At 72.2% G+C, this 21,596-nt stretch carries 19 protein-coding genes; 12 read left to right on the top strand and 7 right to left on the bottom strand.

The annotated features are described in order from the left end of the window. Nucleotides 1-36 precede the first annotated feature (36 nt). Entirely contained in the window at nucleotides 37-702 is a 666-nt protein-coding gene (locus IG94_RS0117010) for a bifunctional DNA primase/polymerase (RefSeq protein WP_031036783.1), read from the bottom strand. Nucleotides 703-1,389: 687 nt separating this feature from the next. On the opposite strand from IG94_RS0117010, the gene IG94_RS0117005 reads away from it, so the two are divergent. After that, nucleotides 1,390-2,889, top strand: coding sequence for a PP2C family protein-serine/threonine phosphatase (locus tag IG94_RS0117005; protein ID WP_031036780.1), 1,500 nt, complete (start codon nucleotides 1,390-1,392; stop codon nucleotides 2,887-2,889). 133 nt (nucleotides 2,890-3,022) lie between these two features. After that, nucleotides 3,023-4,492, top strand: coding sequence for an aminopeptidase P family protein (locus IG94_RS0117000; protein WP_043483858.1), 1,470 nt, complete (start codon nucleotides 3,023-3,025; stop codon nucleotides 4,490-4,492). 75 nt (nucleotides 4,493-4,567) lie between these two features. Here IG94_RS0117000 and IG94_RS0116995 read toward each other — a convergent pair whose 3' ends face one another. After that, nucleotides 4,568-5,029, bottom strand: a complete 462-nt coding sequence (locus IG94_RS0116995; RefSeq protein WP_031036774.1) for an ATP-binding protein — start codon at nucleotides 5,027-5,029, stop codon at nucleotides 4,568-4,570. Nucleotides 5,030-5,361: 332 nt separating this feature from the next. Here IG94_RS0116995 and IG94_RS0116990 point away from each other — a divergent pair, with 332 nt between their 5' ends. The 9 genes from IG94_RS0116990 to IG94_RS0116950 all read left to right on the top strand — a co-directional run bounded on the left by IG94_RS0116990 (nucleotide 5,362) and on the right by IG94_RS0116950 (nucleotide 15,396). Beyond that, nucleotides 5,362-6,201 (top strand): hypothetical protein, encoded by an 840-nt coding sequence (locus IG94_RS0116990; protein WP_031036772.1) that lies wholly within the window; start codon nucleotides 5,362-5,364, stop codon nucleotides 6,199-6,201. Between the two features lie 203 nt (nucleotides 6,202-6,404). Then, complete coding sequence (locus tag IG94_RS0116985; protein WP_031036770.1) at nucleotides 6,405-7,145, top strand: YcnI family copper-binding membrane protein; 741 nt, start codon at nucleotides 6,405-6,407, stop codon at nucleotides 7,143-7,145. A 128-nt stretch (nucleotides 7,146-7,273) separates the two neighbouring features. After that, entirely contained in the window at nucleotides 7,274-7,924 is a 651-nt protein-coding gene (locus IG94_RS0116980; protein ID WP_031036768.1) for an SCO family protein, read from the top strand. After that, entirely contained in the window at nucleotides 7,921-8,421 is a 501-nt protein-coding gene (locus tag IG94_RS0116975) for a copper chaperone PCu(A)C (RefSeq protein ID WP_031036763.1), read from the top strand. Before IG94_RS0116980 ends, IG94_RS0116975 begins: the two co-directional genes overlap by 4 nt. 12 nt (nucleotides 8,422-8,433) lie before the next feature. Then, nucleotides 8,434-10,356, top strand: a complete 1,923-nt coding sequence (locus IG94_RS0116970; RefSeq protein ID WP_031036760.1) for a copper resistance CopC/CopD family protein — start codon at nucleotides 8,434-8,436, stop codon at nucleotides 10,354-10,356. Nucleotides 10,357-10,364: 8 nt separating this feature from the next. Beyond that, the gene (gene efeB / locus IG94_RS0116965; protein WP_031036757.1) at nucleotides 10,365-11,687 is read left to right on the top strand and encodes an iron uptake transporter deferrochelatase/peroxidase subunit; all 1,323 of its coding nucleotides are present in this window, start codon (nucleotides 10,365-10,367) and stop codon (nucleotides 11,685-11,687) included. A gap of 80 nt (nucleotides 11,688-11,767) precedes the next feature. Continuing rightward, the gene (gene pheA / locus IG94_RS0116960; protein WP_031036754.1) at nucleotides 11,768-12,700 is read left to right on the top strand and encodes a prephenate dehydratase; all 933 of its coding nucleotides are present in this window, start codon (nucleotides 11,768-11,770) and stop codon (nucleotides 12,698-12,700) included. A gap of 591 nt (nucleotides 12,701-13,291) precedes the next feature. After that, a complete protein-coding gene (gene serS / locus IG94_RS0116955; protein ID WP_043483802.1) occupies nucleotides 13,292-14,569 on the top strand; it encodes a serine--tRNA ligase in 1,278 nt (425 codons plus the stop codon). Next, complete coding sequence (locus IG94_RS0116950) at nucleotides 14,566-15,396, top strand: HAD family hydrolase (RefSeq protein WP_031036749.1); 831 nt, start codon at nucleotides 14,566-14,568, stop codon at nucleotides 15,394-15,396. Before serS ends, IG94_RS0116950 begins: the two co-directional genes overlap by 4 nt. Nucleotides 15,397-15,624: 228 nt before the next feature. Here the strand turns inward: IG94_RS0116950 and IG94_RS0116945 are convergent, their stop codons facing one another. From IG94_RS0116945 to IG94_RS0116925, 5 genes are all read right to left on the bottom strand, one after another. Beyond that, entirely contained in the window at nucleotides 15,625-15,903 is a 279-nt protein-coding gene (locus IG94_RS0116945) for an SGM_3592 family protein (protein WP_031036746.1), read from the bottom strand. 161 nt (nucleotides 15,904-16,064) lie between these two features. After that, on the bottom strand, nucleotides 16,065-16,784 hold the full coding sequence (locus tag IG94_RS0116940; RefSeq protein ID WP_031036743.1) for an ABC transporter permease: 720 nt from the start codon (nucleotides 16,782-16,784) through the stop codon (nucleotides 16,065-16,067). Between the two features lie 11 nt (nucleotides 16,785-16,795). Then, nucleotides 16,796-17,707 carry an ABC transporter ATP-binding protein gene (locus IG94_RS0116935; protein ID WP_031036738.1) on the bottom strand — a complete coding sequence of 304 codons (912 nt, stop codon included), beginning with the start codon at nucleotides 17,705-17,707 and terminating at the stop codon, nucleotides 16,796-16,798. After that, a complete protein-coding gene (locus IG94_RS0116930; RefSeq protein ID WP_031036736.1) occupies nucleotides 17,704-18,612 on the bottom strand; it encodes an ABC transporter permease in 909 nt (302 codons plus the stop codon). Before IG94_RS0116930 ends, IG94_RS0116935 begins: the two co-directional genes overlap by 4 nt. After that, nucleotides 18,602-19,564: an ABC transporter ATP-binding protein gene (locus IG94_RS0116925; RefSeq protein ID WP_031036732.1), complete on the bottom strand. Its 963-nt coding sequence runs from the start codon at nucleotides 19,562-19,564 to the stop codon at nucleotides 18,602-18,604. The genes IG94_RS0116930 and IG94_RS0116925 overlap by 11 nt, the downstream gene beginning before the upstream one ends. 247 nt (nucleotides 19,565-19,811) lie before the next feature. Here IG94_RS0116925 and IG94_RS0116920 point away from each other — a divergent pair, with 247 nt between their 5' ends. After that, on the top strand, nucleotides 19,812-21,569 hold the full coding sequence (locus IG94_RS0116920; protein WP_031036727.1) for an SDR family oxidoreductase: 1,758 nt from the start codon (nucleotides 19,812-19,814) through the stop codon (nucleotides 21,567-21,569). The last annotated feature ends 27 nt before the right edge of the window (nucleotides 21,570-21,596 follow it).

Genomic DNA, 21,596 nt, shown 5'->3' with positions numbered 1-21,596 from the left:
CGAACGGGCACGGACTCCCCCGCGCGCCGGACGCCCCTAGAACTCGGGCGCGCTCACACCCGTACGAGTGAGCGCGTCGACCACCGCGTCCACGACGGCCTCCACATCGGGCACCCAGGGCGAGGCGGAGCCGGGCAGCGGCGCCCGTTCCCAGCGGACGGCGCCGGCACCGGTCTCGGAGGGGGGCAGTGCCAGGTAGCCGCCCTCGCCGTGGAAGCGCAGGGAGCCGGGGACGAAGTCCTTGGCGTAGAGCAGTTCGCCGAGCTGCTCCATGGAGTACGGCCGCACGAGCAGCGACCAGCGGGTTGGCGAGGCGACCACCGGACCGAGGCGGAGGCCGGCCCGGTCGAGCGCGGCCAGGGCATGGGCGGCCGGGAGGGCGGGCAGCGAGACGGCGCACGGGGCGCTGCCGCCGGTGGCCAGGACGATCGGCGCGGCGGGCCGGTTGGTCCACCACCAGCGCACCATGCGGGCGTCGGTGGTGGCCGCGAGGAGACCGGGGTCGAAGGGGTGCGCCCCCGCCACCGTGCACTCGGGGTCGGGGCAGCCGCAGCCCGACCGTGCCTCCGGGTCCGGCGCCGCACCCGGGAGAAGGGGCCACTGCCATTGCGTCGCGTAGGTCAGGGCCGCGCCGATCAGCTCAGGCCGCCCGTCGTCGTGCTGGGACAAGAGCCTGCGTCGCCTTCCGAGGATCTCGCGCATGAGCGCTCGTTCCTTTCCGTTGCACGCCTGGCAACACCGTGGTCACTCACACCATGTGTCGAGCATTCGCTGTGCGTAGCTGGTGGCGCATCACATCCCTGCCACGGGGGTCCGCCGGAACACGTTCCTGCGAGGAACGCCTCCGCCGAGGGCGGGGAACCACTGTGGGCCCCCATGAGCCCATGGGCCCCTGTGGGTCGAGCACTGACTGCGTCCGTGACGGTTCCGTCCACGCTGCGTCTGTCAAAAGCATGGGCGTGGCGCGGGGGTGGCGAAGTCTGGCGTTTGCCGTCCCGCGTATTTCTGTCGGCCTCCGCCACGGGAGGATGGGGCACGGTCGTCGGTGGATAGGACGCCCGGGTCCTTCGCCAGGTTCCAGGTGGCCCCCAACCACCCCTGGCCTTCTCCGGGTACGTACCCATCACGACCGCTGTGACGCTCCGTGAAGCACCCCCAGTCGACCGCAACAGGGCGTCCTCTGGGGAAGTTTCAAGCCAATTTCGCTTTTCGGCAAGAGGGCGGGAAGGAGTCCACTCACTCCCCGCAGACACCAGGAAACCCGGCAGGACAATGCTGGACATCTCCTTACGAGTGCGTGTACATGTGGAGACACTGCCAGCGGCGCAGAATGACATGGGGGTTTGCGATGCTTTTGAGCAGTAAGCGCCGGTCGGAAAGCCGGATGCCATGAACGCCCCGCACCCCGCGAAAGTGGCTGGAATCGATTCAACGGTTCCGTCTCCCGCACACACTGTCGCGTCCGCCGCCCCGGACGCCTCCCCGGTCACCGGCGCGGCCGCCCCGTCCGCCGCAGTCGGCCCGGACGCCCCCGGCGCCCTGCTCCAGGACCGGCTGGCCGGATGGGTCTCGGACCTCACGACCCTGCACGAACTGACCGAGCGCCTGGTCCGTACGGACACCCTGTCCGAAGGCCTCGACGAAGTACTGCGCGCCGGAGCCGCCCTGGTGGGCGCCCGGCGCGGTCTCGTCGTCCTGGAACCGGCCGACGGAATGGGTCCCGACACCACCGTCGGCCTCGGACTGGGCCGCGCCGATCTCGGCCACCTGGAGACCGTGCCCCGCGGCTGCCTGTCCCACGGCCGGATCCTGGACGGGCTGCCGGTCGGCGAGGACGGCGTCGCCGAGCCCGACCTGCTCGCCGACAAGAGCCTCGACCCCCGCCACCGCGAGGTCGCCGCCCGCCTCGGCTACGCCGCCAGCTACGCGCTCCCCCTTTCCGTCGAAGGCACCGCGGCCTCCACCGCGGGCACCGGGCCGTCCATCACGGGCACCGCAGCGTCCGCCGGGGGCGCGGGAGTGTCCGCGGCAGGCCCCCGACGGCTCGGCGCCGCCGTCTGGTTCTACGACGAACCCGCCGAACCGGGCGCCCGGCCGCGCCACCTCGCCGGCCTCTACACCCGGTATGCTGCGCAGCACCTGGCCCGCCTCCTGGAAGTGGAGCGCACCCGCACCGCCATGGCGACGATGGCCGGGGAACTGCTGCCCCTCCGTCTGCCCCGGGTGCCCGGCGTCCAGCTCGCCGCCCGGCACCGCACCGGGCCGCTCGGCGGCGGCGACTGGTACGACGCGCTGCCGCTCCCGGACGCCGCGCTCGGTCTCGCCGTCGGGTCCGTCACCGGGTCGGGCCCCAGTGCCGTCGCCGCGATGGGCCGGCTGCGCGCCTCACTGCGGGCGTACGCCGTGATGGAGGGCGAGGACCCGGTCGCCGTCCTGTCCGACCTCGAACTGCTGCTGCGCCTCACCGAGCCCGCCCGTTCGGCCACCGCCCTGTTCGGCTACTGCGAGCCCGCGCTGCGCCGGATCACCCTGGCCGGTGCCGGGCACAGCCCGCCGCTGCTGGTCGGAGAGCGGCGCACGGAGTTCGTCGAGACCTCCGTCTCCGCACCGCTCGGCATGCTGGCCTGCTGGGAGGCGCCCAGCGTGGAGCTGCAGGCCGAGCCCGGAGAGACGGTTCTGCTCTACACCGACGGGCTGCTGCACCGCACCGGCGATCCGGCCGACCGCGCCTTCGCGCGGCTGCACGCGGCGGCGGCCGGTGTCCCCCGGGCCGCCCGCCATGATCCGGACGCCGTCGCCGAGCACGTCCTGCGCACGGTGCTGCCGGGCGGGAAGGCCGACGCGGACTCCGCGGAGGACGTGGCGCTGCTGGCGGTCAGGTTCGCATAGCGGACACTGACACGCCGTACACCCCGGACAGCGGACGGTGGCACCCCTGTGTAACAGGCCCTTCGCCCCTGGGCCCCCTTCCGCACGTCCGTACGATGGGGGGTGGTCCAGTGCCGTATCGAGGAGGATGACCGTGGCGGAGGAGCTCACCCCGGAGAACCCGGAGAACCCGGAGACCGAGGCCGAGGAGCCGGGCAAGCAGCGCAAGAACGGCCTGTACCCGGGCGTGTCCGACGAGCTGGCCGAGAGCATGAAGTCCGGCTGGGCCGACACGGAGCTGTACGACCTGGAGCCGATCGCCCAGGCCGCCGAGACCGCCGCGCGCCGCGCCGCGCTGTCCGCCCGCTTCCCGGGCGAGCGCCTGGTGATCCCCGCGGGCAACCTCAAGACCCGCTCCAACGACACGGAGTACCCCTTCCGCGCCTCGGTGGAGTACACGTACCTGACCGGCAACCAGACCGAGGACGGCGTCCTGGTCCTGGAGCCCAAGGGCGACGGCCACACCGCGACGATCTACCTCCTGCCGCGCTCGGACCGCGAGAACGGCGAGTTCTGGCTGAACGGCCAGGGCGAGCTGTGGGTCGGCCGCCGCCACTCCCTCACCGAGGCAGGAAAGCTCTACGGCATCCCCGCCTCCGACGTCCGCGAGCTGGCCGGCTCCCTGCGCGAGGCCACCGGCCCGGTGCGCGTCGTGCGCAGCTACGACGCCGGCATCGAGGCGGCCCTGACCGACAAGGTCACCGCCGAGCGCGACGACGAGCTGCGCGTCTTCCTGTCCGAGGCCCGCCTGGTCAAGGACGAGTTCGAGATCGGCGAGCTGCAAAAGGCCGTCGACTCCACCGTGCGCGGCTTCGAGGACGTCGTGAAGGTCCTCGACAAGGCGGAGGCGACCAGCGAGCGCTACATCGAGGGCACCTTCTTCCTCCGCGCGCGCGTGGAGGGCAACGACGTCGGCTACGGCTCCATCTGCGCCGCCGGACCGCACGCCTGCACCCTGCACTGGGTCCGCAACGACGGCCCCGTCCGCTCCGGCGACCTGCTGCTCCTCGACGCGGGCGTGGAGACGCACACGTACTACACGGCGGACGTCACGCGCACGCTGCCGGTCAACGGCACGTACACCGCACTGCAGAAGAAGATCTACGACGCGGTGTACGACGCCCAGGAGGCCGGCATCGCGGCGGTCAAGCCGGGCGGCAAGTACCGCGACTTCCACGACGCGGCGCAGCGGGTGCTGGCCGAGCGACTCGTCGAGTGGGGCCTGGTCGAGGGCCCGGTCGAGCGGGTCCTCGAGCTGGGCCTGCAGCGCCGCTGGACGCTGCACGGCACCGGTCACATGCTCGGCCTGGACGTCCACGACTGCGCCTCCGCCCGCGTGGAGTCGTACGTGGACGGCACGCTGGAGCCCGGCATGGTGCTGACCGTCGAGCCGGGCCTGTACTTCCAGGCCGACGACCTGACGGTGCCCGAGGAGTACCGGGGCGTCGGCGTGCGCATCGAGGACGACATCCTCGTCACCGCCGACGGCAACCGGAACCTGTCCGCCGGGCTGCCGCGCCGGTCGGACGAGGTCGAGGAGTGGATGGCCGCGCTGAAGGGCTGACGGACCGAACACCGACGGGAACACGGCGGCCGGGCACCTTCACAGGTGCCCGGCCGTCGTCGTGCCGCCGGACCGCTACACCGCCATCAGCGGTGTGCCCTCACGCCACTTGAGGAGCTTGTCGAAGCTGACCACGGACCCGGAGCGGCCCGGGGCGCTCCCGATGTGGACGTGGTCGGCGAGTTCGCGGATGATGCACAGGCCGCGTCCGCTCTCCGCGTCGGCCGGTGCCGCGGGAATCCGTACGCCCGCGCCCGCCGGTCCGGAGGAGAAGCCGGGCCCCGAGTCGGCGACCTCGATACGGCACCGTTCGCCGTCGAGGTAGGCCGTGACGCGGTAGGCCTGCGCGGAGCCGCCCGGAGCATCGTCCCCGCCGTGCTCGACGGCGTTGGCGCAGGCCTCGCTGAGGGCGACGGAGAGGTCGAAGGAGACGTCTGGGTCGACGCCCGCGGTCTCCATGGTGCCGATCAGCAGGCGGCGGGCCAGGGGCACGCTCGCAGCCTCGCGCCGCAAATGGAGTGACCACCAGATGCTCATGCTCCAGCCTCCCGGCCGCGGCTCGACATACCGATACGTATTGCCCCTCACACCGGGGCGTAAGCCCACTCGGCCGGTGACGCCGCTCATCTGGCGGATGTCCCCCTGCCGCCGACCGGTGTATGCGGAGCCGTCCCACGCGTGTGCGGACGCCTCACGGGTGTACCGACGCCTCGCGGCTGCGGGGGATGCTTCGTATCAGAGCGTGATCTTCCGCCTGCTTCTCGGATGTACGGGGTCTCTTGCGGTCGCAGGCGCCTGCTTGCGGACGTACGGCATCTTGCGGACCTGCCGTACGGCGTGGGGGACGTCAGTGCGATGATGAGGCCGCCATGACTGCCCCCCACCCGCCAACGGCGCGCTCCGGGAACGACCTCCGGATCCTGCGGGCCGCGGTGTTCGCCGCGGTCTGCGTCGTGCTGGCCGCGGCGGGGCACACACTCGCCTCCTGCGCCACCGTTCCGCTGTGGTCGCTGGGCGCGGGCTTCGTCGCGGCAGTCGTGGTCGCCGCACCCCTCGCCGGGCGCCGGCGCTCCCTGCCCGGCATCGCGCTGCTGCTCACCGCCGGGCAGACCGCGCTGCACGCCCTGTTCGGTCTCGGCCAGCACGGCACCACCGCGGCCGCGGCGTCCGGTTCGGCCGCGGCGTCCACCGGCGGTGCGGGCACCCTGTCCGACGCCTCGCTCGTCCAGCAGGCCGCCCGGCTGGTCTGCGGGACCACCGCGGCGGCGATCAGCCCGGCCCAGGCCCAGCGGATCCTCGACGACGCGCGGATCGCGCCGGACGCCTCCTCCGGTGCCGCGCACCATCCCGCCGACGCCCTCGGCGCCTCGGTTCCGCTGCTGCCGTCCCTGCCGATGCTGCTCGGCCACGTCCTCGCGGCCCTCGCCGCCGGATGGCTGCTGCGGCGCGGGGACCTGGCCCTGGCCCGGCTCGTGGAACTGTCGGCGCACTCGGCCCACACGATGGCCGAGGCGGCCTTCGTACGGGCTCTGCGCGCGGCGCTCTCCCTGGTGCGCGCCCTGCACGCCGGGCTCGCCGGCGCCCCCGGCACGGGTCCGCGCCCGCCGCGGGCCGCCCGCCCGGCGCCGCGCGTACCGTGCACCGCGGCACTCCAGCACACGGTGATCAGGCGCGGCCCGCCGAGCGACGCGTTCGCCCTCGCCGCCTGACACGACGCGACCACCACCCCGTTCCGGACCGCCGGCCCGACCTCGTTCCAGAGTGCCGGCCGGCCCCGACCGGATGCGGAGGCTGCGGGACCCGCCGTCGTGCGGCACGCGCGCGTGCGCGCGCTGCCCCTCCTGTCACCTCCACCGTCGTCGTCACCGGGCCCGTACCGGTGCGACGCCCACCCGAAGCGGAGTGCCCATCCATGAAGGCTTCCCGTATCGCCGCCGCCGGCGCCGTCTCCGGCATCGCCGTCCTCGCCCTGTCCGCCCCCGCGTTCGCGCACGTCAGCGTGCAGCCGGAGGGAACGGCCGCCAAGGGCGGCTACGCGGTCGTCGACTTCAAGGTCCCCAACGAACGCGACAACGCCTCCACCACCAAGCTGGAGGTCAACTTCCCCACCGACCACCCGCTGTCGTCCGTGATGCCCGAGCCGGTCCCGGGCTGGAAGGCCGAGGTCACCAAGTCCAAGCTGGACAAGCCGCTGGAGTCGCACGGCCAGAAGATCACCGAGGCCGTCTCCAAAGTGACCTGGACCGCCGACGGCAAGGGCATCGAGCCCGGCTACTTCCAGAAGTTCCCGGTCTCCCTCGGCGCGCTGCCCGAAGACGCCGACCAGCTGGTCTTCAAGGCCGTCCAGACGTACTCCAACAAGGAGGTCGTGCGCTGGATCGAGGTGCAGCAGGAGGGTCAGGAGGAGCCCGAGACCCCGGCACCCGTGCTGGAGCTGGCGGCCGCCGAGGGCGACGCCCACGGCGCGTCGGGCGCGGAGTCCGGGGACGACACCGAGGCCGCCGCCCAGAACACCGCCGCCGACTCCGGTTCGGGCGACGGCAGCGACACCACCGCCCGGGTCCTCGGCATCGTCGGCATCGTCGTCGGTGCGGCGGGCGTCGCCTACGGCGTGCTGGCCGGCCGTCGGCGCGACTCCGGTGCGACGGCGTAACCACGCCCGCACCGGTGCGTCGGCGCGGCCCCGCCGACGCATCCTCACGTCCGGTGCGCGCCGGGCTGCCCCGTCGTACCGACGGGCCCGGCGCGCACCGGAGCACTTCACATCTGGGACATTCCTCTATGCGCAACAAGACCTTCGCCGCGGCCGCCCTGCTCGCCGCCGCCACCCTCACCCTGTCCGCCTGCGGCGGCGAGGGCGACAGCGACAAGCCCGTCACCGTGGTCTCCGAGGACAGCAGCCAGCAGGCCGCCACCGTCCTCGACAAGCCCTTCGAGAAGCCCGACCTGGTGCTCACCGACGCCACGGGCAAGGAGTACGACCTCCGCGAGCGGACCGCCGGCAAGCCCACCCTCGTCTACTTCGGCTACACCCACTGCCCCGACGTCTGCCCGCTGACCATGAACAACATCGCCGTGGCCAAGAAGCAGCTGCCCCAGGCCGAGCAGGACAAGCTGCAGGTCGTGTTCGTCAGCACCGACCCGGAGCGGGACACCCCGGCCGCGCTCGGCAAGTGGCTCAAGGGCATCGACTCGCAGATCGTCGGCCTGACCGGAGACTTCGACACCATCCAGGCCGGCGCCCGCACCCTCGGCATCTCGATCGACCCGCCGTCCAAGGACAAGAACGGCAAGATCGTCTCCACCCACGGCACCCAGGTCGTCGCCTTCTCCCCGAAGTCCGACGCGGGCTACGTCCTCTACGGCGAGGACGCCACCGTCGACGACTACACCAAGGACCTGCCGAAGCTCATCAAGGGGCAGAACCCGTGACGCGCCGGCCCGCCCTCGCCGTCCTCGCGGCGATCGGCGCGCTGGCCGCCGCGGGCTGCGCGGGCTCGGACTCCGGAGCCGGCTCCGCCTCTTCCTCCGCCGCCGAACTCTCGGTCGAGGCCGCCTACATGCCGCAGCCGGTCTCCGACTCGATGGCGGCGGGGTTCCTCACCATCTCCAACGAGGGCGGCAAGGCGGACGAACTGACCTCCGTCACGAGCGAGGCCGGCGAGGTCACCCTGCACGAAACCGTGGACGGGACCATGAAGGAGGCCGACCGCCTGGAGGTCCCCGCCCACGGGCAGCTCGTGTTCAGGAGCGGCGGCAACCACCTCATGTTCGAGAAGCTGCGGCAGCAGCCGGAGCAGGGGCAGTCGGTCGCCGTCGAGCTGCACTTCGCCCACTCCGACCCCGTCACGGTCGAACTGCCCGTGAAGGCGGCCACCTACCGGCCCGCCGACGGGCACTCCGCGCACTCCGAACACACCGGACACTGAAGGAGGACCACCTTGACGCAGACCACCGCCCCGCGCGTCCGGACCCTGGTGCTGCTGCTCCTGGCCGCGGCCTGCGCGCTGCTGGCCGGTGCCGGACCCGCCTCCGCGCACGCCGCGCTCACCGGCAGCGACCCCCGGCAGGGGGCGGTGGTCGACCGGGCTCCGGCCCAGGTGTCGCTCACCTTCTCCGAGTCGGTCTCCATGGACGACGACTCGGTGCGCGTCCTTGACCCCAAGGGCAAGCGGGTCGACGACGGCGGGCCGACCGGCACCGGCGGCACGACGTACGCCGTGAAGCTGCACGCCGGACTGCCCGACGGCACGTACACGGTGACCTACCAGGTCGTCTCCGCCGACAGCCATCCCGTGGCCGGCGCCTACACCTTCTCCGTCGGCGCCCCGTCCGAGACCTCGGTCTCCGCCACCGCGCAGGCGGCGGGCGGCGGGTTCATCGGCGGGCTGTACGGCGTCGGACGGTACGTGTCGTACACCGGGTTCGCCGTCCTGGTGGGCGGCGCCGCCTTCGTCCTCGCCTGCTGGCCCCGCGGTTCCGGTGTCCGGGTCGTGCAGCGGTTCGTCGTCTCCGGCTGGCTCGCGCTGACCGCCGCCACGCTCCTGCTCCTCCTGCTGCGCGGCTCCTACACCGGGTCCGGGAAGGTCGCCGACGTCTTCGACCTGGGCCTGCTCGGCGAGGTGCTGCAGACCAAGACGGGCGCCGCGCTGGTCTCCCGGCTGCTGCTGCTCGCGGCGGCGGCCCTGTTCGTGGCCGTACTCTTCGGCGCCTACGACAAGCGCGAGGACGAGGAGAGACGAGACCTCACCTTCGGCCTCGCCGTCGGCGGCACCGTCGTCGCGGCGGGTCTCGCGGCGACCTGGGCCATGTCCGAGCACGCCTCCGTCGGCCTCCAGGCGGGCCTCGCCATGCCGGTCGACGTCGTGCACCTGATAGCCGTGGCCACCTGGTTCGGCGGACTCGCCGCACTGCTGGTCGCCCTGTACCGGGGCCCCGCGGACACGCCGGTCCCCACCGACGCCGTACGCCGGTTCTCGGCCGTCGCCTTCGGCAGCGTGGTCGCGCTGGTGGTGACCGGCACCTACCAGTCCTGGCGCCAGCTAGGTTCCTGGACCGCCTTCACCGACACCCGGTACGGACAGCTGCTCCTGGCCAAGATCGCGCTCGTGGCGGTGCTCGTCGGCATCGCCTACTTCTCGCGGCGCTGGACGGCCCGGCTCGCGGACACGGCGGCCGTCGTCGTACGTCAACGGGGGAAAGCCGGGGGTGAGCGGGAAAAGGCCGGGGCGAAGGCGTCCGGGGGCTCGAAGGGGGCCGGGAACGCGAAGGGCTCCGGGGGGTCCCAGCGCGCCGCCCAGCTCGCCAGGCAGCGCGCGGCCGTGGACGCCGCACGGCAGAAGCGGCAACGGGACGCCGACCCCCACCGCTTCGCACTGCGCCGCTCCGTGCTCGCCGAGGCGGGAGTCGCCGTCGTCCTGCTCGCCGTCACCACCGTCCTGACCCAGACCGAACCCGGCCGGACGCAGGAGGAGGCCACGGCCGCCGGCGCGTCCTCCACCGCCCCGTCCACGCCCTCCACCGGAGCGGTGACACTGGACATGCCCTTCGACACCGGTGGCCAGGACGGCAAGGGCCTCGTACGGGTCGAGCTGGACCCCGCCCGGGTCGGCGCCAACGACCTGCACCTCTACGTCGAGGGCCCGGACGGAACCGCCGTAGACGTCCCCGAGGTCAAGGTCGCACTGACCCAGGAGGCGAAGGACATCGGCCCCCTGCCGGTCGCCCCCGACCACATCACCACCGGTCACTGGTCGGCGAGCGGGGTGCAGATCCCGGTGGCCGGCGACTGGGAGGTCGCCGTGACCGTGCGGACCTCCGACATCGACCAGGTGACCGTCTCCAAGAACACGCAGATCGGCTGAACCGCACCATGACAGACCAGTCCGTCCCGCAGGCCCGGCCCTCCGAGGCCTCCCGTACGCCCTCCGGCGGGCCCGGGCCGCACGACTCCGGAGACAACGACGACCGCCGGGGCCTCTCACGCCGGCGGCTGCTCGGCACCGCCGGTGCCACCGGACTCGTGTTCGGGGCGGCGGGCGCCGCCGCGGGCTATGCCGCCGCGCCCTCCTCGGCGGCCACGCCCCTCACCTCGCTCGGCAGCGAGCGGGCACTGTTTCACGTGAAACACCAGCCCGGCATCACCACGTCCCTGCAGGCCCGCGGCCATCTCGTCGCCTTCGACCTCGCCGCGGGAGCCGGGCGCAAGGAGGCCGCCGCGCTGCTGCGCCGGTGGTCCGAGACGGCCCGGCGGCTGATGGCGGGCGAGCCGGCCGGAAGCCGTGACACGGACGTGGCGCGGGACGCCGGACCCTCCTCGCTCACCGTGACCTTCGGATTCGGGCACAGCTTCTTCGGCCGGACCGGACTGGAGGCACAGCGCCCGGCCGCCCTCGACCCGCTCCCGGACTTCTCCTCCGACCACCTCGACAAGAGCCGCAGCGACGGCGACCTGTGGGTGCAGATCGGCGCCGACGACGCCCTGGTGGCCTTCCACGCCCTGCGCGCCATCCAGCAGGACGCCGGGTCGGCCGCCCGCGTCCGCTGGCAGATGAACGGCTTCAACCGCTCGCCGGGAGCCACCGCCCACCCCATGACCGCCCGCAACCTCATGGGCCAGGTCGACGGCACGCGCAACCCCAAGCCCGCCGAGGACGACTTCGACCGCCGGATCTTCGTCCCCGGGCAGCCGGGGCCGAACACCCCGGCCTGGATGGCGAACGGCTCCTACGTCGTCGTACGCCGCATCCGCATGCTCCTCGACGACTGGGAGCAGCTCTCCCTCAAGGCGCAGGAGGCTGTCATCGGCCGCCGCAAGTCCGACGGGGCGCCGCTGTCCGGAGGCACCGAGACCAGCGAGATGGACCTGGAGAAGACGGACGGGTCCGGGAGCCTCGTCGTCCCCATCAACGCCCACGCCCGCATCACCCGCCCCGACCAGAACGGGGGCGCGGCCATGGTCCGCCGCCCCTTCTCGTACCACGACGGCTTCGACGCCGACGGCGTCCCGGACGCGGGCCTGCTCTTCATCTGCTGGCAGGCAGATCCGCTGCGGGGCTTCGTGCCCGTGCAGCGCAAACTGGACCGGGGCGACGCGCTGTCGCAGTTCATCCGGCACGAGGCGAGCGGCCTGTACGCGGTGCCGGGCGGGGCGGCCGAGGGAGAGTACGTGGGGCAGCGCCTCCTGGAGGGGTGAAACCGGCGGGAGACCACCCCGGGGAGGGCCGCGTACGAGACACGTCGGCCGCGTCCCTCCGGGCCCATTAGGGTGAGGACATGCCAGCCAGCTACGCGTATCTCGGCCCTGAAGGCACCTTCACCGAAGTCGCCCTGCGCACGCTTCCGGAGACGGCGACCCGGGAGCTGGTCCCCTACGTCTCCGTCCAGTCCGCACTCGACGCGGTGCGCACCGGAGAGGCCGAGGCCGCCTTCGTGCCGATCGAGAACTCCGTCGAGGGCGGCATCACCACCACCCTCGACGAGCTGGTCGCCGGCCAGCCGCTCATGATCTACCGCGAGGTGCTGCTGTCCATCACCTTCGCGCTGCTCGTCCGGCCGGGCACCAAGCTGTCGGACATCAAGACGGTCACCGCCCACCCGGCCGCCCAGCCCCAGGTCCGGAACTGGCTCAAGGCACACCTACCGGACGCGGCCTGGGAGTCGGCCGCGTCGAACGCGGACGGCGCCCGCCTGGTGCAGGAGGGCCGGTACGACGCGGCCTTCGCCGGCGAGTTCGCCGCGGAACGCTACGGCCTGGAGGTGCTGGAGGCCGACATCCACGACGCGGAGAACGCCCAGACGCGGTTCGTGCTGGTGGGCCGCCCGGCCCGGCCCGCGGCACCGACCGGGGCGGACAAGACGTCCGTCGTGCTCTGGCAGCGCGACGACCACCCCGGCGGCCTGCGCGACCTGCTGGGCGAGTTCGCCACCCGGGGCGTCAACCTGACGCTGCTGCAGTCCCGTCCCACCGGCGCCGGGATCGGCAACTACTGCTTCTGCATCGACGCCGAGGGACACATCACCGACCGCCGGGTGGCCGACACGCTGATGGGGCTGAAGCGGTCCTGCCTCCAGGTGCGCTACCTCGGGTCGTACCCGCGGGCCGAGGCCGGGCCTGCGGTTCCGGGTCCCCAGCGGCCGGGCACCTCCGACGCGGACTTCGTGGCGGCCGCGGACTGGGTGGCACGCTGCCAGGACGGACGCTTCTGACGGGTCGCCCCGGCGGAGCCGCTCTGAGGGGCGGCTCCCTTCGGCACGTCACGCTGGTCGTACCTGCTGATTTTCTTTGTCCACAGAAGTTATCCACAGGTCTGCTTCTCGACCTGGGGACAAGTCGACAGCCAAGGGGCATTCAGTCGATAAATCCCCCTACAAGCCCCTACGTCCTCCACAGACCCGCAGGTCACCCTTCGTCCACCTGTTTCTCGCCCTCCATACTCCGGAGTGACACCGGACGCCCCGTTTCCACTCGAAAGTGGGGTCGTGAAGGGTTTGGTCGAGCGGACTCCCGGAATCAGGAATGATCACTTCCATCGATCCACAGATCTTTCACACAGCCTGTGGATAACTTTCCCGAGCTGTGGATTCCTGTGGACAACGCACCGTCAAGTCCCGTTCTCCGCAAGGCGATACGGTCAACTCCTCGTCCGCATTCTGCCTCGTTCCAGGGATTCGACCCGCTTTCCTTGACGCACAGGGCCATGAGGAACGCATGGGGCAATGCACACATAACGGAACACCATTCCCCGTGCGGCAATAGTGGGTCGAGACACGTCACCGCGCCCCGGTAGCCTTGGCCGTGTGATTGACCTTCGCCTGCTCCGTGAGGACCCCGACCGTGTGCGCGCCTCGCAGCGTGCCCGTGGAGAGGATGTCGCGCTCGTCGACTCCCTCCTGTCAGCCGACGAACGGCGCAGGTCGTCCGGCGTCCGCTTCGACGAGCTGCGCGCCGAGCAGAAGGGCCTCGGCAAGCTGATCGGCAGGGCCGCCGGCGACGAGAAGGCCGAGCTGCTCAAGCGGGCCGAACAGCTGAAGACCGACGTCAAGGCCGCCGACGCCGAGCGCGACGCCGCCGACACCGAGACCCAGGAGCTGCTCCAGCGGCTCGGGAACCTCGTCCACCCCGAGGTCCCCGTCGGCGGCGAGGAGGACTTCGTCACGCTGGAGACGCACGGCACGCACCGCGACTTCGCGGCCGAGGGCTTCGAGCCCCGCGACCACCTGGAGCTGGGCCAGCTGCTCGGCGCCATCGACGTGGAGCGCGGCGCCAAGGTCTCCGGCTCGCGCTTCTACTTCCTCACCGGCGTCGGCGCGCTCCTGGAACTGGCCCTCGTCAACGCGGCGATCGCACAGGCCACGGCGGCCGGCTTCACCCCGATACTGACGCCGGCGCTGGTGCGTCCGCAGTCGATGGCGGGCACCGGCTTCCTCGGCCAGGCCGCCCAGGACGTCTACCACCTCGACAAGGACGACCTCTACCTGGTCGGAACGTCCGAGGTGCCGCTGGCCGCGTACCACATGGACGAGATCCTCGACGCCGACCGGCTGCCGCTGCGCTACGCCGGTTTCTCGCCGTGCTTCCGCCGCGAGGCGGGCTCGCACGGCAAGGACACCCGGGGCATCTTCCGTGTGCACCAGTTCGACAAGGTCGAGATGTTCTCCTACGTCCTGCCCGAGGACGCGCAGGCCGAGCACCAGCGCCTGCTGGAGTGGGAGAAGCAGTGGCTGACCTCGCTGGAGCTGCCGTTCCGGGTGATCGACGTGGCCTCCGCCGACCTGGGCTCCTCGGCCGCGCGCAAGTTCGACTGCGAGGCGTGGATCCCGACCCAGGGCAAGTACCGCGAGCTGACCTCCACCTCGGACTGCACCGAGTTCCAGTCCCGGAGGCTGTCGATCCGGGTCCGCGAGGACAAGAAGGTGCGTCCGCTGGCCACGCTCAACGGCACGCTGTGCGCCGTTCCGCGCACGATCGTGGCGATCCTGGAGAACCACCAGCAGGCCGACGGGTCGGTCCGCGTGCCGGAGGCGCTGCGCCCGTTCCTGGGGGGCCGGGAGGTCCTGGAGCCGGTGGCCAAGTGACCGGCTCCGCCTCCGACGCCGCCCGGGCCGGCTCCTTCCCGTACCGGCTGATCGCGACGGACCTCGACGGCACGCTGCTGCGCGGCGACGACACGGTCTCGCAGCGCACCCGGGACGCGCTCGCCGCCGCCACCGCGGCGGGCGCGGCCCACATCGTGGTCACCGGCCGCGCGGTGCCGTGGACCCGGTACATCCTCGACGACCTCGGTTACGACGGGCTGGCCGTCTGCGGTCAGGGCGCGCAGGTCTACCACGCCGGCGAACACCGGCTGCTGACCTCGGTCACGCTGGACCGGCAGCTGGCCGGGGTGGCGCTGGCCAAGATCGAGGCGGAGACCGGCCCGCTGTACCTGGCCGCGAGCCGCGACGGTCTGGACGGCGACGTGCTCGTCGGCCCGGGCTACGAGGTCGGGGGCGATCTCCCCGCCGTACCCTTCACCGATGCCTCGGACCTGTGGTCGGCTCCGCTGAACAAGATCTACATCCAGCATCCGACCCTGTCGGACGACGCCCTGGCCGAAGCGGCCCGGCGCACCGCGGGCGGCTTCGTCACGGTGACCATGGCCGGCGCGGGTGTGGTCGAGCTGCTCCCCCTCGGTCTGTCCAAGGCGACCGGCCTCTCACTGGCGGCACGCCGGCTCGGTCTGAAGTCCGCGGACACGATCGCCTTCGGCGACATGCCCAACGACGTCCCGATGTTCGGCTGGGCCGCCAGGGGCGTGGCGATGGCCAATGCCCACGAGGAGCTGAAGGCGGTGGCCGACGAGGTGACGTCCTCCAACGACGAGGACGGCATCGCGGTGGTGCTGGAGCGGCTGGCGGCCTGACGCCGGCCGGCTCCGCGACGCGGGCCGGTGCTTCCGGTGCTCCGGGCCCCGTCCCGGTCGGGTGCACGGTCCGGACGGCGCCGACGTCCCCGTCGGTCGGCCCACGCGAGGCGTCCCGCGTGCTCGAAGCGGCCGCCCGTCGCGCCGGCGCCGTCCGGCCTCGTGCATCCACCACAGTGCCGCCGTCACAGGTCGGGCGCCACTGAATAAAAGCGGACGTACGCCGCGTCAGCCCCGACGCCACCTGCGCCGTCGGCGGCCCTTGCTGAAGAACCAGCCCGCGGGCGGCTCGTCCGAGCGCCAAGGCTGCGGCTCGGGCCGCTCGCGGCGCCACCGGGCGGCGAGCATCCGGGCGCGGGCCGACGGCTCGGAGGTCCCCGCCTCGCGCACGAACTCCTCGTCCAGGACGAGGTCGTCCCAGGAGGCGTCCCGGGCGGCGTCCGTGGGTTCCGTGGTGCGGTCCTCCGGCTGTCCCTGCCGGTCCTGCCGGGGTGTGTGGCCCGTCATCAGGTTCCTCCCAGCCTCGCGTCCTCGTGGTCTCCGTACGTGCTTGTCGGTGGTGTGTGCGTACGCGTGGGTCGTCGTTCCCAGTGTGCCGGAGCGCGGGTGAAGGCCCCGTCAGTGCCGGGACCCGCTCCCCACGCGGCGGACGTCGACCGGGGTCCGCCTCACTCCTCCCCGGCGAGCGTCAGCGACCGCAGCTTCTGGCCGGCGTACCAGGTCGCCAACACGGTCACCCCGGCGAGCAGCACCGTCGCGGTCGGCAGGCCGACGTCGGAGGTCACCAGGTTGCCGTCGGCGACCTTCTGGGCCACCGCGAGCGACCACTGCTGGACGCTGAGCGTGCGGGCGCCCGGCACCAGGGAGCCGAACAGCGCCTCCCAGACCAGCGCGTAGACGAGCCCGAAGACCACCGCGTGCCGGGAGACCGTGCCGAGGAGCAGGAACAGCGCGGCGTAGGCGATGGAGGCGACCAGCGCGGCGATCGTGTAGGCGACGGCGACCTGCTGGCCGTTGCCGTTGAGGATCAGGCCGGCGAGCAGCGTCGGCACGGCGGAGAAGACCATCGTCACGGCTATGGCGACGATCAGCTTGGTGAAGATGATCGTCGGACGCTTGATCGGCTTGGACAGCAGATACACCACCGAGCCGTCGTCGATCTCGGGGCCGATGGCGCCGGTGCCGGCGATGACGCCGATGATCGGCACCATGGTGGCGAGGGCGAACCCGCCCAGCACGTCGGCGGTGGTCTGGTCGTCGGCTCCGGCGAGGACGCGCACCGCCACGGCGATGACGAGCAGCAGCAGGGGGAGCGCGCCCAGGATGAGGGCCCGGCGGCGGCCGAGCAGGGCCCGGTAGGTGAGCCGGGCGACTGTGGGGTCGTACATTCTTCGGCCTCCTACGCCGCGACGAGATACGAGAAGACGGACTCGAGGGACTCGTCGGACGGCGAGACCGTGAGCAGCCGGATGCCGTGGTCGCGGGCGACCTTCGGCAGCAGGGCCGTGAAACGGCCGAAGTCGACGGCCTGGATGCGCAGGGCTCCCTCGGCGAGATCGACCTCGATGCCGGACGTCGACGGGTCGGCGATCAGCGCCGCGGCGAGGGCCCGGTCGTCGCTGGAACGCACCAGGTAGCGGTGCGGCCGGTCGGTCATCAGGCGGCGGATCTTGCGGAAGTCGCCGCTGGCCGCGTGGCGTCCGGCGACGATGACCTCGATGTGCCAGGCCAGCTGTTCGACCTCTTCGAGGATGTGCGAGGAGAACAGCACCGTGCGCCCCTCGTCGCCCATGCGCCGCAGCAGATCCATCAGCTGCATGCGCTGGCGCGGGTCCATGCCGTTGAACGGTTCGTCGAGCAGCAGCAGCGAGGGCTGGTGGACCAGGGCGGAGGCCATCTTCACGCGCTGGCGCATGCCCTTGGAGTACGTGGCGATCTTGCGGTCCTGGGCGTGGGCCATCTCGACCGTGGCGAGCGCCTCGTCGGCCGCCCTGGCGCCCAGGCCGTGCAGTTCCGCGTTGGCGAGGACGAACTCGCGGCCGGTGAGGAAGTCGTACATCGCCTCGCGCTCGGGGACGATGCCGATGTGCCGGTAGATGGACTCGTTGCGCCAGACCGCTTGTCCGTCGAGGGTGACACTGCCGGTGGAGGGGGCGAGGAAGCCGCCCATCATGTTGATGAGGGTGGACTTTCCCGCGCCGTTCGGGCCGAGCAGGCCGGTGACGCCGGGACCGATCGTCATGGTGATGTCGTTGACTGCGACCACGTTGCCGAACCAGCGGGAGACGTGGTCGATGTTCAGCGTGGTCACAGTCCCACCTTCTGGTAGCGGCGCATCAGCAGGCCGTAGGCGCCGGCGATCAGGCCGAGGGTGACGAGGACGTAGACCGCGCCCTCCCCGTTGCCCGGGCCCACCCCGCCGGGGAAGGCGGAGGTGGCGCCCAGGAAGGCCGCCGCCACTCCGTCGATGAGGGTGATCGGCGAGAACAGGCCGATCCAGGAGACGGCTCCGGAGCCGGACTGGACCTCCGCGATGGCCTGGAGCGTGGAGACAGCGCCGTAGCTGATGGTCAGGACGGCGATGACGGCCGCGATGCCGAAGCCGCGGCGCGGGGTGACCGAGGCGATGACGAGGCCGAGACCGGCGAAGAGCAGCGAGAGCAGTGCCACGGAGACCAGTCCCTGAGCGAACCCCTTGGTCTGGTCCGCGAAGTCGAGCTTGGCTAGCAGCGCGCCCACGTAGAGCACCAGCAGGGGGGCGGCGGTGAGGATGAAGAGGGCCGAGGCCAGCGACGCGTACTTGGCGCGGACGTAGTCGCCGGTCTCGATCGGCCGTGAGAAGTACAGCGGCACGGTCTTGAAACGCAGGTCGCGCGAGACGGACTGGGGGGCCTGGGAAGCGACGTAGAGGCTGATGACGGCCTGCATGACGATCGCGTAGCGCGTGTAGTCCAGAGGCAGGTCGTTGGCCTTCGTGGCGACGGCGACGGCGACCATGATGGCCGCCGGCAGGCACATCACCACGAACAGCAGCATCGGCAGCACCTTGGACTTGGCCGAGCGGCCCAGGCCGTAGGAGCCGCGCAACGACTGCGAGTACAGCGAGCGGCGGGCATAGGCGCGGCCGAGGCGGGGGCCGTCGTAATTGCGGTAGCCGATGTTGTGGATGCGGGTCTGGTCACCCGGGACCGTGGCTGTGGGCTGTTCAGCTGCCATGGCCGACCGCCTCCTTCCGTTGTGCGTCGCTGTCCGTGAAGACCTCCGAGATGTGGTGCCGGCGCTGCTCCATGCGGACCAGGCCGAGGCCGAGGTCGGCTATGACGTCGCGGACCAGGTCGTAGGTCTCCTCGCCCGCCGAGGTGAGCAGCAGGACGTGCCCGGCGCCGGGCAGGCCGCTGCCGTCCTGGACGGCCACCCCGCGCGCGTCGAGCGCGTCGCGCACCGCGCGGGTGCCGTCGGGGTGCTCGTCGGTGTCGGTGACCTCGATCGCGAGGGTGGTCGTGGACTGGGTGAAGTCCGTGGTGGAGCTGGAGCGCAGCAGCTTGCCGCCGTCGACGACCACGACGTGGTCGCAGGTGCGTTCCAACTCGCCCAGCAGGTGGGAGGTGACCAGGACGGAGATCCCGAAGTCGGTGTGGATGCGGCGGATGAGGCCGAGCATCTCGTCGCGGCCGACGGGGTCGAGGCCGTTGGTCGGCTCGTCGAGGAAGACCAGCTGGGGGTCGTGGACCAGGGCCTGCGCGAGCTTCACGCGCTGCTTCATGCCGGTCGAGTAGCCCCCGATCGGCCGGTAGCGCTCCTCGTACAGGCCGACGTGGCGCAGGGTGTCGGCCGTGCGCTCGCGGGCCGCGGTGGGCGGCAGGCCGGACATGCGTGCCATGTGGACGACGAACTCGGTGGCCGAGACGTCGGGTGGCAGGCAGTCGTGCTCCGGCATGTAGCCGACCCGCTCGCGGATGTCGGCGCCCTTGGAGGCGACATCGAGACCGAGCACTTCGGCTCGCCCCTCGGTGGCGGGAGACAGACCCAGCAGGATCTTGATCAGAGTGGACTTGCCGGCGCCATTGGCACCGACGAGTCCGGTCACACCGGGTCCGATGTCCACGGAGAGCCGGTCGAGCGCGGTCACCCGGGGGAACCGCTTGCTCAGGCTTTCGGTCGCGATCACAGTCACCTTCACGACAGTAGTGACGGGCGCCACTGTGGTCGTCAGACCGCAGAGCCGTCTTCGGGTCAGTCTGGAGTAGTACGGGCCCGTAGGGGATGCCGTACCTGAGAGCCACGGAAGGGGCCGCGGTACCGCCCTCCCGGCACTGTTGACGTCGGGTCTAACAGCTGGGAGATTCGGCGGCGACATGTGACGAGCGAGTGGCCCGGACGGCGCGGACCGGCCGGGACGGTGGAACGGGGGCGGCATGACGGCGCTGGACGGGGCGCGCGAGCGCCGGGTGCGCACGGGCGGGGTCGAACTGTGCGTGGCCGAGCTGGGCGACCCGCGACAGCCCACCGTCGTGCTCGTGCACGGCTATCCGGACAGCAAGGAGGTCTGGTCCGAGGTGGCCGTCCGTCTCGCGGAGCGCTTCCATGTCGTCCTCTACGACGTGCGGGGCCACGGCCGGTCCACCGCGCCGAGCCCGCTGCGCGGCGGGTTCACGCTGCGGAAGCTGACGGACGACTTCCTCGCCGTGGCGGACGCGGTCAGTCCCGGCCGCCCGGTGCACCTGGTCGGCCACGACTGGGGCTCGGTGCAGTCGTGGGAGTTCGTCACGGTCGGGCGTACCGAGGGCCGCATCGCCTCCTTCACCTCGATGTCCGGCCCTTCCCTCGACCACTTCGGGCACTGGATCAACGAACGTCTGCGGCGTCCCACCCCGCGCCGGGTCGGACAGTTCCTCGGCCAGGGCGCCAAGTCCTGGTACGTCTACCTGCTGCACACGCCCGTACTCCCCGAGCTGGCCTGGCGCGGCCCGCTCGGCAGGCACTGGCCGCGCATCCTGGAACGCGTCGAGCGGGTGCCCCGCGGCGACTACCCGACCGCGTCCCTGCCGACGGACGCGGCGCACGGGGCGTGGCTGTACCGGGACAACGTGCGGGCCCGGCTGCGCCACCCGCGCGCGGACGCGTACGCGCACGCCCCCGTGCAGCTCATCACGCCCCTCGGCGACCCCTATCTCTCCGAGCGGCTCTACGACGGACTCGAGGCGTGGGCGCCGCGGCTGACCCGGCGCACGCTGCCCGCCGGGCACTGGGTGCCCCGCACCCGGCCGGACCGGCTGGCCGGCTGGATCACGGAGTTCGTCACCGCCGTCGAGAACGGAAGCCCCGCAGCCGCGGCGAGCGGGAAGTACGCCGACCGCTTCGGCGGGCAGCTGGTGCTGGTCACCGGCGCCGGCAACGGCATCGGCCGGTCCACGGCGCTCGCGTTCGCCGAGGCGGGCGCGCGCGTGGTGGCCGTCGACCGGGACGCCGAGGCCGCCGCTCGCACCGCGGAGCTGTCCCGGCTGATCGGCGCGTCGGCGGCCTGGGCGGAGACCGTCGACGTCTCCGACGAGACGGCCATGGAGGCGCTGGCGGCCAGGGTGGCCGCCGAGTACGGCGTGGTCGACGTGCTGGTGAACAACGCCGGGATCGGCCTGTCGGGCTCCTTCTTCGACACCACCCCCGAGGACTGGAGAAAGGTCCTCGACGTCAATCTGTGGGGCGTGATCCACGGCTGCCGCCTCTTCGGCAGGCAGATGGCGGAGCGCGGGCAGGGCGGCCACATCGTCAACACGGCCTCCGCGGCGGCCTTCCAGCCCTCCCGGGCGCTGCCCGCCTACGGCACCTCCAAGGCGGCCGTGCTGATGCTGAGCGAGTGCCTGCGCGCCGAGCTGGCCGGACAGGGCATCGGGGTCACCGCGATCTGCCCCGGCCTCGTCAACACCCGCATCACCACGACCGCGCACTTCACGGGCGTCGACCCCGACGAGGAGAAGCGGCTGCGGCGGCGCACCGCGCGCCTGTACGGGATGCGCAACTACCCGCCGGAGAAGGTGGCCGACGCCGTCCTGGAGGCCGTCGTGCGCAACAGGGCGGTGGTCCCGGTGACGCCCGAGGCACGCGGGGCACGTCTCATGTCCCGGCTCGCTCCGGGGGTGTTGAGGCGGCTCGCCCGGGTGAAGCCGCCGCTCTAGTTTCCACAGGAACACCCAACCAGCCTG

The organism is Streptomyces olivaceus (genome assembly GCF_000721235.1).
In the GTDB taxonomy this organism is placed as follows: Bacteria; Actinomycetota; Actinomycetes; order Streptomycetales; family Streptomycetaceae; genus Streptomyces; species Streptomyces olivaceus.
Note: the sequence above shows the minus strand (reverse complement) of the source record. Positions and strands in the feature narration are given on the sequence as shown.